The organism is Streptococcus himalayensis, assembly GCF_001708305.1.
Taxonomy (GTDB): Bacteria; Bacillota; Bacilli; order Lactobacillales; family Streptococcaceae; genus Streptococcus; species Streptococcus himalayensis.
Window position 1 is genome coordinate 2,070,775 of sequence record NZ_CP016953.1, and the last position, 12,622, is coordinate 2,083,396.

The following is a 12,622-nucleotide window of genomic DNA, read 5'->3' on the forward strand; positions in this document are numbered from 1 at the left end:
TTTACTTCTCCCAAGGAAGATTTGCTTTCGTAAAATGACCAAAACAAGATATTTTGGTGTAGTCTACATCCAAGAGATGAAGTTCCTTAATGATACCTCGTGGTGTTAAATCATACCGCTCACGAATCATTCCTTCCAGCTGTTTTGCGGTGTAACGACTAGTTCCAAAGGTTTCTACATACACCGACACAGGTTCTGCAACTCCAATGGCGTAGGCTAATTGTACCTCACATCGTTTCGTATACCCTTCTCGAACAATATCCTTAGCAATCTTTCGTGCCATGTATGCTGCAGAACGGTCAACCTTGCTTGGGTCTTTTCCAGAGAAAGCACCTCCGCCATGATGTGCGAAACCACCGTAGGTATCCGCTACGATTTTACGTCCAGTAACTCCTGCATCCGCAAATGAACCACCAAGAACAAAGCGACCAGTTGGATTGACTAAAACTTTGAAATCTAGATTCTGACGGTAACGAAGAGCTACTGCCATCATAGCTTCCCTCACAATTCGTTTCACTTTGGCTAGGTCTGCCGTTTCTGCATGTTGGATGGAAACTAAGAAGGTATCAATTCGTTTCCTCTCATAGTCGTAGGATACCTGTGCTTTTGCATCCTTTCCAAGTAAGGGGTGACCAAGTGACATCAGTTTCTCAAGGACTCGAGTTGCTAAGACATAAGGAAGTGGCAGGTACTCAGGTGTTTCATCTGTCGCATAACCGAACATAATCCCTTGGTCTCCTGCACCGCCCTTATTCACACCTTGTGCAATATCCGGACTTTGAATACCAAGAAGATTAGTTACCACAACATCCGTCATGCCGTAAGGTTCCAAAACATTTTCGATGATCCCTTCGAGGTTAAAGAAGTGCTTGGTTGATACTTCTCCAGCCACAACAACTTGGTTATCCTTGATTAAGGTTTCAACTGCCACTCGACTTGATTTGTCATACTTGAGACACTCCATCAAAATGGCATCTGAAATCTGATCACAGATTTTATCTGGGTGTCCAACTGACACTTGTTCACTAGAAATAATCATAATTCCTCCACGCAAAAAGCCCAACCCTTGGGCTAGACTTTGGTTTATTTTACTGATTGTCGGCCTGCTTCGTAGGCTCTCTCCAATGCTCTCTTGATTCCCCAAACCGAAACATCGTAGAAATCGAGGTTGTCGCTCCAACGTTTTTCCAAAGTTTCAACAAGTAGTTCTTCTTTAGCAATCTCTGTTAAAAGGGCATTGAGTTTTTCTTGTTGGCGTTTTGTCATTGTATTGTTCTCCTCTTCTTTTGTTGTGTACATATTAACTCTAAAGAGGAGATATATCCAGTCATTACTGGTTATTTTTTATCTTTTTTGACACTTACAATTCTACCACAAATTTTGACAAAGTGAGGTCAATGTTAGGTCACATATAGTGCAGGGGGAGGTTACTGTTAGGTCACGGGGAGGTCAGGGGGAGGTTACTTTTCCAAAGAAAATCCCATTTTCAAATAAACTTCCCTAATATGGTCTAAGACCTTACGTCGCCAATTTCTAACAGTACTTCGGCTAATATGAAACTCTCTCATCAAGCTATCCCAATTACTATCTGTCTTAAGCATAGATTGAGCAAAATCATATAAATCTCCCTTTAGAAATTTTAAAGCCATCTCAAAATTATCAAGGTCATTAGCCAATCGGATATACCGTTGCGATAAATCCGCCAATAGTTCCTCATTTTCCTGAATCATCTTCTCACGAAAATTCAGTGCAATCATCTCTGAACGTTGATTGGTAGGTGTACTTTTAACTTTAGGTTCATCAGATTTCTCAAAAACTAGCGAACCAATTACCTCATTTTCTGTCACAGGTTTGAAATGGTTCAAACGATACTCCAACATCGCCAAGTCACTTTTGAGTTCATTGTAATTCGTCAGTATGTGCTCTGCCTTATCCATATTTTCCTCCTACTTGTGCTTTAACAGCTTCAATCAGCCGTTCTTGTTGTGCATCTTTGTTTTCTAGTGCTTTGAGGATTTCCTCATCAATCGTTCCTTCAGTCACAATGTGTTGGATAACAACTGTCTCAGCCTCCTGACCTTGACGCCAAAGTCGTGCATTTGTTTGTTGGTATAATTCCAATGACCACGTTAATCCAAACCAGACCAAGTGGTGACCGCCTTTTTGAAGGTTCAACCCATGACCAGCTCCAGCTGGATGAAGTAAGCCAACTGGGACATTTCCCTTGTTCCACTCACGAATATCTTCTTCAGTTTTCAACAACCTACTCTTTACCTTGAGTTTTTCTAAACGACCAATAATCCGAGCTAAGTCATGTTTGAACCAATAGGCAACTAAGACAGGTTCTCCATTTGCGGATTCAAGGATATCTTCAAGGGCATCTAGTTTCTGTTCATGTAATGCCACAACCGTATGATCATCAGAATATACAGCTCCATTGGACAACTGAACTAACTTGTTCGTAAGGCTTGCAGCATTTGCGGCAGTTACATCTAGTCCGTCTAACTCTGACAAAACATACTCTTTCTTAAACTGACTGTACTTTTCTTTTTCCTTTTCTGTCATACGCACCAGTTTCTTGGTTGAAATCAATTCAGGCATATCCAGATAATCTAGGGCCTTCATGGAAATGGTAATATCACTAATCTTGTCCTGAATTTGACACTCCGCATAATCCATGGGGATGTATTCATAGACAATGTTTCCGTTGCGACGCCCCTCTTCAAAGTAGCGACTACGAAACTCACCAATGAATCGACCAAGGCGTTCCCCTCCGTCAATGACTTTAAACTCTGCGAACAAGTCCATAAGTCCATTTGAGCTTGGTGTTCCAGTCAGCCCAACAATGCGTTTCATGTAAGGACGCATTGCCATAAAGGCTTTGAAACGTTTGGACTGCCAAGACTTGAAAGAACTCAATTCATCAATCACTACCATATCCCACTTGAAATAGGGACTACATTGTTCCACCAACCAAGGGAGGTTTTCACGATTGACAATGTAGATGTCCGCATCTTTCTGAAGAGCTACTTTTCGTTGCTTTGGTGTTCCCACAATTTTCGAATACCGTAAGTGCCGTAACTCTGTCCATTGCTCAATCTCATCACTCCAAACAGTATTTGCAACTCGAAGTGGGGCAATAACCAAAACCTTAGTGACCTCAAATCGGTCAAACATCAGCTCATTTACTGCAGACAAAGTTGTAGCTGTTTTCCCCATCCCCATGTCTAAGATGACTGCTGCATTAGGGTGACCTATGATGAAGTCCTTGGCGACTACCTGATAGTTATGTAATGTCAATTTCATCTAGCACCTCTCCAATCATCTCAATGCGGTCAATCACATAAACCTTAAAGTCTAACCGCTCGAACAGTTTATGTCTTGACACTTGTAACATCCTTGGCTTTTGGTTAGGAGCTTTTACTTCCACCAAGCCAAACTTGCCTTTGGGTAAAAACACCAAGCGATCTGGCACACCAGAAAAAGATGGCGATACCCACTTAGGACAAATGCCTCCTCTAGCTTTCACAGACTTCACCAAGGCTTGCTCAACGCACTTTTCTCTCATCGTTTTAAATCCTTTCGTCAAATTGAAGTGTGTAGGTCTAGTGCAGTCATTTCCAAAACTCCTCTTATAGGCTTTTTTTATAGTAATTTTTGCTTATAGGATAGTTTTAGAAAAGACCATAATAGACCTACACAAAATCAAAAAATGTCACTCATGTTGGTCGTTTTAAGCATTTATCTGAAGCCTCATTCAAAATAAGTTCCAACCATTCAGTCTACGACTTACACACCAAAAATAGTCCATCACCTCTCTTGTGGAGGTAAGGTGGCTAAAAATGCTGGTCATTAATCTAAGAAATCATAACCATCATCAACCAATTTCAAACCAAGAATGAAGTTCCCTTTACTTGTCCGTTTTCGTTTAAAACCTGCCTGATCAAGAGCAGAATAAAAATCGGTCGTACTTCGTGTGTACTCCATGTTTTTGGCGCAATAGGCACGATACTGACTGTATAATTCTCCTGATTTTTCTGTCAACTGATCACCAACTTGACAGCAGTCACTAAGGAAGTGTCCTAACCAATCATTTGCCTCACGATAGGCTTTGACGGAAGATGATACCGCAGTTGGTACTTTTGTTTTGAAGTTCGCTTTGATAGCTTTTTCTGCACCTTCTATAATCCAAGACAAAATTGCTGGTGCAGCATGGTCATACAAATGATCCGCAAAGTTTTTGATATCAGAGCGACCTGTGATTTTAGCGTTAAAAGGAATAACAACCAAACGTCGCCACGTTCCATCATCGTTCGCTCCTACTTTTGGCAGATGGTTGGTGTAAAGAACCAGCGTATGTGATGGTACAAAGTGAAAAGGATCCTTGTACTTTTTCTCAGCTTGGATTTCATCTGTAGATGTAATCTGCTTAACAACAGCCGTATTAAGTCGCATCCCTTCTGCCATCTCAGAAGCAATGACCAGTCGTTTTCCTTTAAGCTCAGCAAGCTCAGGACTGACATTTCGCTTGTTTGACATGGTTAAGGCATCTGCGGATAATTTTCCAGAGTAGCTACCTAGCACACGAGCAATGGTATTCCAAAAGGTAGACTTTCCGTTCGCTCCACCACCGTAGGCAATAATCATATGTTCTTGATAGACCTTCCCAATAGCTGCCATACCAATAATTTCTTGAACATAATCAATTAATTCTTGGTCGTTACAGAAAAAGGTAGCTAAAGTTTCCTGCCATAATCCAATTCCCTGATCACTAGGAGAGACTGCTGTCATTTTAGTTATATAATCTTCAGGATTGTGCTCTTGTTGCCCATTTATCCCTTTTCGTAAATTATAGGTAGCCTCTGGGGTATTGAGTAATAAGTCATCACTATCTAATTCTGACAATTCTACTGAAAGCATTGGCTTAGCTGTATTATAGACAGCCATCAAATTCTTATAGTCACGATGTTTCATAACAAATTTATGAAACTCTTTAGCTGCTAGGTAGGCTTTTAAATATTTCAATTGAAGTGGAGTTTCGACTGCATTTTCTAGACGCTTTCCTCCAGCCTTAATGGTCAATTCATCAATACCTGAAGACTGAAGTTGTTTTTCTGCAGTTTCCAGGAGTGCATTCGCTTCAGCAAGTTGAGCATCGGTAAAGTGTACAACTGCCCCTAATGCTAGCTGCTTATTCTCACGCCAGTGCGTCCCATCGTAGTAGAGATAGTCTGTCGCATTGGTGTAAGCCAGCTTATTGGCATACTCTCTTGCAAGAACTCCCGCTTCTCCAACATCAGAGTAATCATCTGGTTTTAATGTTTCTCTATTGAAAGCATCAGGAGCCACGTAGCCTTTAGATGTTTTTATAGTTCTGTTGTAGAATCGCACAGCACTACCCCAGATGGTATCTAACTCTGCTTTATCAAGTGGCGGTACACATTTCTGAGCCTGCTCATCAAAACCATCCCTAGCTTCTTGGCTCACGCCAAACCGTTTGAGAATCTTTGCTGCAAAGACAGACATCGTTGAATTACGACTTCCTTGCTGAATTGGTCCACTTGGAGGAGTATAGAAGTCTGCATCGAAATCTTCCTCGTCTTCAATAGAAACAGCTTGAAACAAATCTTCATCAATAGTTAGCCATGAATCATGCCATATAACCTGTGCATTAGGATTTCCAAAGAAGAACCTTGCCGCATCCTTGGCATTATCATCAAAAAACTTGTATTGATTACAGAGTTCTTCCTTCATAGCTATGTAGACATCTTTAGCAGTTACCTCATTGATTTGGAAGTAGATATGATATTTGGGTCTTGGAGCTTTTCCTGCCTTTGCCTGCATATGACTTCGACTAGTTACCAAGGCAAAGTTATAATCCGAAAAAATTTCTTTTAATCGCTCTACAGTTATCCACTCATCTGAATTTTCAGAATGGTCATTATCAATATCCATGACCAAGACGTCCGACTGGATGAAATTGGTATTTGAGCGTGTATTGTTTAAAAACAGCCCTGCCACATGGTCAAATTGCGCAACAGTTTGTATCGATATTTCATCAGTAATAGTTACTTGATTGGGATAAACCGTGGTTGTCTGAACCCCAGTCTGTCCAGAATGAGATAAGGTAAATTGCATTATGCACCCTCCATATTTTTGCAGTAATTTTAGAAATATATCTTCTTAACTTACTAAGTAAGAATCTGACAAATTTTTCCGCTCTTTCAGAAAAAATTATTCAAAAAAATAGAAGTTTCCTATTAAATTGCACAGGAAACTTTTTTGATATTCAAAAATTTTTTCAAATCTAACGGAAAAACATCACTTAGTTCTACTTAGTAATGTGTAAGAGATATGTCTAAAAAAATCTCTTGCAAAGTGGAAAATTTAATAAAAACCTTACTTAGTAAGATAGGAGGACCAAATATGGTAAACGAACCATACATCAAACCTGATGAAGACGTAGCTGATACTCTCATCGCTATCAGCGTCATCTCAAAACTACTCGCTCGGAAAATTATGGAGGAAGAATACAATGAGCAAAATGAAAGAACTGAATAGACTAATTCATGATATGGAAGAAACCGCAAAGTACTACCTTCGATTGGTGGAAGAGTTCAAAAAACTCCTATCTAAAGATAATGAAACAGTTCCTGAACCAATATCACCAAAATCTGAACCACAAAGGGAAATTCAATTGGAGGATGTCCGTGCAGTCCTTGCTACAAAGGCAAAAGATGGCTTTAAGAATGAGGTTCGTGCTCTTCTAAATGCTTACGGTGCTTCTTCTCTATCAGCTCTTGACCCTAAACACTTTGCGGCAGTCCTTGAAGAAGCTGGAGGGATTGGTAATGACTAACCACGCCATTCTATCTGCTTCTGCATCACATCGTTGGTTGAACTGCCCACCTTCCGTTCGGTTAACAGAAGATATGCCAGATGTAAACTCTGAGTTTGCCCTTGAAGGTACGGATGCTCACGAGTTATGTGCTTATCTAGTCGAGAAAGCTTTAGGTAGGAATGCGCGTGACCCGACTGAGGATTTAGCATGTTACAATCATGAAATGCAGGATTGCGCAGAAGAATACTGCAATTATGTCATGGAACAAGTCGAGAAAGCCAGAGGCTACTCACGTGACCCTACAGTTCTTGTCGAACAACGACTGGACTTTTCTAAGTGGGTACCTGAAGGATTTGGAACTGGAGATTGCCTTATTGTGGCAGACGGACTTCTTCAGGTTATTGATTATAAGCACGGACTTGGTGTTCTAGTTGATGCAGACCATAACCCACAAATGATGTGTTATGCACTTGGTGCTCTTGAGATGTTTGACGGTCTTTATGATTTTGATAAAGTTACCATGACAATCTTTCAACCACGAAAACATAACATATCTACCTTTGAGATAGAAAAGACTGAGTTGCTTGAATGGGCTGAAAATGTACTCTCTCCAAAAGCTGAACTTGCATTCAAAGGTGAGGGGGATATGCAGTCTGGTAAACACTGCCAATTCTGTAAACTAAAGAATATCTGTCGCAAACGTGCGGAGGATAATTTGGCTCTTGCCAAGATGGAGTTTGCGAATCCAGCTACCCTTGATAACGAGGATATTGCTGATATTTTGCCTAAACTAGACCTGTTGATTTCATGGGCAAATGACATCAAAGCTTATGCTTTAAATCAAGCCACAGATGGACACCCTATCCCAGGATACAAACTGGTTGAAGGTCGCTCTGCTCGTAAATTCTCAGATGAGTCAGCCGTTAGCCAAGCAGTGATTGAAGCAGGCTATGACCCTTATGAGAAGAAACTGCTTACTATCACTGCCATGACTAAGTTACTTGGCAAGAAAACTTTTAACGACCTACTTGGTGGTCTCGTAATAAAACCAAGTGGTAACCCAACACTCGTTCCAATTGACGATAGCCGTCAAGAGATAAACCTAGCAAAAAATGAATTTAAAGAGGAATAACTATATGACAACTAAAGTAATTACAGGACCAAACACTCGCTTCAGCTACTTAAATGCCAACGAACCAAAATCTATCAATGGTAGCACTCCCAAGTACAGTGCCTCACTCATCATTCCAAAAGATGATAGTGAGACTGTCGATAAAATCAAAGCTGCCATTGAGCTTGCCTATAAGGAAGGCGAATCAAAACTCAAAGGTAACGGAAAAACAGTACCAGCACTGTCTATCCTTAAAACACCTCTACGTGATGGGGACTTAGAACGTCCTGATGATGAAGCCTATCGCAATGCCTATTTCGTTAATGCCAACTCGCCACATAAGCCTGGAATCGTTGATGGCAACCGCCAAGAAATTATCGATACGTCTGAACTCTACTCAGGTATCTATGGGCGTGCATCCATCACTTTCTACGCTTTTAACTCCAATGGTAATAAGGGGATTGCCTGTGGGTTGAACAACCTCCAAAAACTCCGTGATGGAGAGCCACTCGGTGGACGAACTCGTGCAGAGGACGACTTTGCGACAGAAGATGATGATGATTTTTTGAACTAAAGTTGGGAGGAATAGTAAATGTTTGATATTATTTTGAGCTATATTTTGATTGGGGTTTACATCTTTCTCGGACTCTACTTTAACTATATGTTAATCCGTGAAGACATTCGTCAGGAAAAGAAACGAAAAGCAGAGAAGAAACTTCAAGAAAGCAATTCAACTCCGCTACGACGTAGCCGATAATACTTCTGGTGGCAGCTCTCCTGCCACCTTTTTAAGAAAGGACAAGAAATGACAATGAAAGAATTGAGTATTGATATTGAATCGTATTCAGAAGTTGATTTACGGAAGTCTGGCGTCTATCGTTATGCGGAGGATAAGAGTTTCGAACTGCTACTCTTTGCCGTATCCGTCGATAATGGACCAGTCACAGTTTTCGACCTGACCAAGGAAGAACTTCCCCAAGAAATTATTCATGCTTTAGTGGACGACACTATCATCAAATGGGCTTTTAATTCTTCTTTTGAACGTATCTGTCTTTCCAACTGGCTGAAGAAACATCACCCTCAACTTTTATCTGAAGGCTTCCTATCTCCATACTCATGGCGTTGTAGCATGATTTGGTCTGCCTATCTAGGACTACCGCTCTCACTTGATGGGGTAGGTACTGTTCTCAAATTAAAAGACCAAAAGCTTAAAGAAGGTAGGGACTTGATTCGCTACTTCTGCTTACCTTGTAAAGCAACCAAAGTAAACGGTGGTCGGACACGTAACTTGCCTAACCATGCCCCAGATAAATGGACTACTTTTATCGCCTATAATAAGCGGGATGTCGAAGTCGAGCTAGCTATTAAAAACCGACTCAAAAAATTTCCAGTTCCTAACTTCGTTTGGGAGGAATACCACCAAGACCAAATCATCAATGACCGTGGGATTGGTATTGATGTGGATTTCGTCAAAGCAGCTATTGCCATTGATGAAGAAAGCAAAGCCAACATCCAAGCTAAATTGAAAGAACTCACTGGACTTGAAAATCCCAACTCTGTCCTTCAGATGATTGGTTGGTTACGGGAACACGGAGTAACCACTGATTCACTTGATAAGAAAGCTGTTAAAGAGCTACTTAAAACCGTTGATAAAAAGACGACTAAAGTCCTTAAATTGAGACAACAGGCTGCCAAATCCAGTGTCTCTAAATACCAAGCCATGATGAACTGTGTCTGCAAGGACGGAAGAGCTAGAGGAATGTTTCAATTCTACGGTGCTAACCGAACTGGGCGATGGGCTGGTCGCTTGGTGCAACTACAGAACCTCCCACAGAACCATCTTCCTGATCTTGAAGAAGCAAGAGAACTCTTCAAAACTGGGGACTTAGAGGCTACTGAACTTTTCTACGATACGCAAGATACCCTGTCACAACTTATCCGCACTGCTTTTGTACCAAACCACAGTAAAAAATTCATCGTCTGTGATTTCTCTGCCATCGAAGCTCGTGTTTTGTCCCATATTGCAGGCGAGACATGGCGAAGCAAGGTCTTTGAGCAAGGGAAAGACATCTACTGCATGTCTGCTTCACAGATGTTTGGAGTTCCAGTTGAGAAACACGGCCAAAATTCCAACCTCAGACAGAAAGGGAAAATTGCGGAGTTGGCTTGTATAGCAGAAGGAGAACTTGTCTTGACTGATAAGGGATTAGTTCCCATTGAACAGGTTTCCACAGAGAGGAAAGTTTGGGATGGACTGAATTGGGTATCTCATGAAGGAGTAATTTACAAAGGAAAAAGAGAGGTGATATCTTATGATGGACTTACAGCGACACCAGACCATCTCGTATGGATCGAAGGGAAATCGGAGCCAGTACCATTTGGAAAAGCCGCCACCAGCAGCTCACGTCTCCTACAAACAGGAAATGGTAGGCGAGCAATACGGTTGGGTAAAGATCATAAGCCCAGAGAAACGGTGGAATCAAAAGATGAATCACTGCTATGTTCTCACCCAATGTCAGAGATGTCAAAGTATTCAATGGCAAAATCGGAACAATCTTACCAGTGGGAAAAGCAAGGGCTGCCAAGCATGCTCACAACCACGTCAAATTCCAAAATGGTTAGACCGACGGCTAACCGCTGCAAAGCAACGATGCGAAAATCCAAACGACAAAGGTTACCACAACTATGGTGCAAGAGGCATTTTATTCAAGTTCGAAAGTGTCACCACTGCTGGTCTTTACCTTATCAAGCAGTACGGTCTTCCAAACAGAAATATGGAAATCGACCGCATCGACAACAACGGTCACTACGAAAAAGGAAATATTCGATTCGTTACCCATACCGAAAACAATCGCAACAAGCAGAGAACAGTCCTAAGCCACTTCTCTCAAAAATATTGGCCCTACACACGAAATGTTGTTATTCGAAAACTCAGCCAAGGAAAAAGCAGAGAGGAGATTATTCACGATGCCGAACTAGCAGTTCTAAACAAGCGGAAAAACTGGCATATCATCAGTGCGAGGTTAGACTTTATGATATACGAAATGCCGGACCACATCACCGTTTTACCGTATCGGATAAACTAGTACATAACTGTGGCTATGGCGGATCTGTTGGTGCATTAAAAGCCATGGGAGCTATTGAAATGGGGCTATTAGAAGAAGAACTTCAGCCACTTGTGGATTCTTGGAGACAAGCTAATCCCAATATTGTTCTCTTTTGGTGGGACGTGGATAGGGCTGTGAAAACTGCAGTCAAAGAGCAAGTCCAAACCGAGACGCACGGTATTCAGTTCGAAGTCAGAAAAGGGATGTTATTTATCACTCTCCCATCTGGACGCAAACTCGCCTATGTCAAACCCAAGATGGGTGAGAACCGATTTGGTGGGGAATCTGTCACCTACGAGGGTACAGGAACTGCTAAACGTTGGGAAAGACTTGAAAGCTACGGTCCGAAGTTCGTCGAAAATATCGTTCAAGCCATTAGCCGTGATATTCTTGCTTTTTCCATGACACAGTTAAAAGGGTTCAGTATTGTCGGTCACGTTCATGATGAAGTCATTATAGAATGTGACGAAACACAACCCCTTGACGTAATTGCCATGCACATGGCTATCGCACCAGACTGGATGCCTGATATCAATCTTCGTGCAGATGGATATGAATGTTCCTTCTACCAAAAAGACTAAACAACAAAAAACGGTTCACTACCTGAATTTGGTAATGAACCGTTTTCGTTTATTCATTATTTCGGATTTAATTCCTTCAATAAGGCCGCCACCAGAGCACGAGCTTTTGGCAAGCGATAGAAACCTGTAGAACGTTTAACCCCAATCCTAGCAAATACATCTTCAATACTCTCATCAAACTCTTTAGCGAGTAAGCCCAAAGTGATATCATACAAATCCTTATCTGCTTGCTTTACTTTCTCAAGTAAATCTTGCAGCATTTCTGCGAACATAAATTCTTCCAGTTCTTCGGTGGAACTGTGAAGAGTAGATTCAGTCGTATCAATCCATTCTTCATATGAAATTATCTCCTCAATATTTTTTGACTTACGTTGACGAAACTCATTCAAAAAATTCTCAACAGCATCTTTGTAGATACGCTCCGTTTGAGCATATTCGTCAGGATTAACTGAGATAAAAGCAACCAATACATAAACATTTAACCGTTTAGCAGGCCGCCAGGAGCGAAGGGTCTCTCTTTTAAGACGCATATCCTCAATAACTTGTTGGTTCTCAACCAGCATAGGAGCTAATACTTGCCCTTCTAAAAGTCCCACTTCTAGCGAGCATTCTTGCTTTTGACATTCATTGTAAATTTTGTCCTTGTTTGTCATCTGTTGGCATACATTTCCTAACAAGGAAAAGTACAGATAACAAACCAAGGCATGCAAAAAATATTCTTGACCGCATCGTATTTTCCTACTTGTAGCGATCAATACACCTCACAAACTGACTATGCACTCCTAACTAATAACCTTAAGGTGTCGGCTATGATCAGTAGCAAGTTATTAACTAGGTTTGTTTACAACTTTAGTATCTCATAGAAATAAAAAAATGAATCCGACTCCTAGATGTCTGATTCAAACTCTCTCTGAAATCAATATTTTTCGATAAAAAATAATAGAAAACTGAGCAAATGCTCTAAAAAGCACACAAAAAACGG

Annotated in this window: 12 protein-coding genes and 2 pseudogenes; 7 read left to right on the plus strand and 7 right to left on the minus strand. The window is 41.1% G+C overall.

The features are described from left to right. Nucleotide 1 precedes the first annotated feature (1 nt). The 6 genes from metK to BFM96_RS09780 all read right to left on the minus strand — a co-directional run bounded on the left by metK (nt 2) and on the right by BFM96_RS09780 (nt 6,138). Entirely contained in the window at nt 2–1,039 is a 1,038-nt protein-coding gene (gene metK, locus BFM96_RS09755) for a methionine adenosyltransferase (RefSeq protein WP_068993599.1), read from the minus strand. A 44-nt stretch (nt 1,040–1,083) separates the two neighbouring features. Beyond that, complete coding sequence (locus BFM96_RS09760) at nt 1,084–1,266, minus strand: DUF6900 domain-containing protein (RefSeq protein WP_068993600.1); 183 nt, start codon at nt 1,264–1,266, stop codon at nt 1,084–1,086. A 194-nt stretch (nt 1,267–1,460) separates the two neighbouring features. After that, nucleotides 1,461–1,937, minus strand: a complete 477-nt coding sequence (locus BFM96_RS09765; RefSeq protein ID WP_068993605.1) for a hypothetical protein — start codon at nt 1,935–1,937, stop codon at nt 1,461–1,463. Further along, a complete protein-coding gene (locus BFM96_RS09770) occupies nt 1,930–3,306 on the minus strand; it encodes a DEAD/DEAH box helicase (RefSeq protein ID WP_068993608.1) in 1,377 nt (458 codons plus the stop codon). The genes BFM96_RS09765 and BFM96_RS09770 overlap by 8 nt, the downstream gene beginning before the upstream one ends. Further along, nucleotides 3,287–3,568 carry a VRR-NUC domain-containing protein gene (locus tag BFM96_RS09775; protein WP_068993609.1) on the minus strand — a complete coding sequence of 94 codons (282 nt, stop codon included), beginning with the start codon at nt 3,566–3,568 and terminating at the stop codon, nt 3,287–3,289. Before BFM96_RS09775 ends, BFM96_RS09770 begins: the two co-directional genes overlap by 20 nt. A gap of 284 nt (nt 3,569–3,852) precedes the next feature. Continuing rightward, nucleotides 3,853–6,138 (minus strand): phage/plasmid primase, P4 family, encoded by a 2,286-nt coding sequence (locus BFM96_RS09780; protein WP_068993613.1) that lies wholly within the window; start codon nt 6,136–6,138, stop codon nt 3,853–3,855. A gap of 288 nt (nt 6,139–6,426) precedes the next feature. On the opposite strand from BFM96_RS09780, the gene BFM96_RS11470 reads away from it, so the two are divergent. From BFM96_RS11470 to BFM96_RS11525, 7 genes and pseudogenes are all read left to right on the plus strand, one after another. After that, entirely contained in the window at nt 6,427–6,561 is a 135-nt protein-coding gene (locus BFM96_RS11470) for a hypothetical protein (protein WP_262981925.1), read from the plus strand. Continuing rightward, a complete protein-coding gene (locus BFM96_RS09785; protein WP_068993617.1) occupies nt 6,536–6,859 on the plus strand; it encodes a hypothetical protein in 324 nt (107 codons plus the stop codon). Before BFM96_RS11470 ends, BFM96_RS09785 begins: the two co-directional genes overlap by 26 nt. Then, the gene (locus tag BFM96_RS09790; protein WP_068993624.1) at nt 6,852–7,973 is read left to right on the plus strand and encodes a DUF2800 domain-containing protein; all 1,122 of its coding nucleotides are present in this window, start codon (nt 6,852–6,854) and stop codon (nt 7,971–7,973) included. The genes BFM96_RS09785 and BFM96_RS09790 overlap by 8 nt, the downstream gene beginning before the upstream one ends. Nucleotides 7,974–7,977: 4 nt before the next feature. Then, complete coding sequence (locus BFM96_RS09795) at nt 7,978–8,526, plus strand: DUF2815 family protein (RefSeq protein WP_068993628.1); 549 nt, start codon at nt 7,978–7,980, stop codon at nt 8,524–8,526. A gap of 18 nt (nt 8,527–8,544) precedes the next feature. Continuing rightward, entirely contained in the window at nt 8,545–8,709 is a 165-nt protein-coding gene (locus tag BFM96_RS11285; RefSeq protein WP_188595267.1) for a hypothetical protein, read from the plus strand. 48 nt (nt 8,710–8,757) lie between these two features. Next, nucleotides 8,758–10,122, plus strand: a pseudogene (locus tag BFM96_RS11520) (DNA polymerase); the annotation flags it as partial. Between the two features lie 924 nt (nt 10,123–11,046). Further along, nucleotides 11,047–11,640: pseudogene (locus BFM96_RS11525) on the plus strand (hypothetical protein); the annotation flags it as partial. A 56-nt stretch (nt 11,641–11,696) separates the two neighbouring features. On the opposite strand, the gene BFM96_RS09805 reads toward BFM96_RS11525, so the two are convergent. Continuing rightward, nucleotides 11,697–12,293, minus strand: coding sequence for a hypothetical protein (locus tag BFM96_RS09805; RefSeq protein ID WP_068993631.1), 597 nt, complete (start codon nt 12,291–12,293; stop codon nt 11,697–11,699). Between the last annotated feature and the right edge of the window lie 329 nt (nt 12,294–12,622).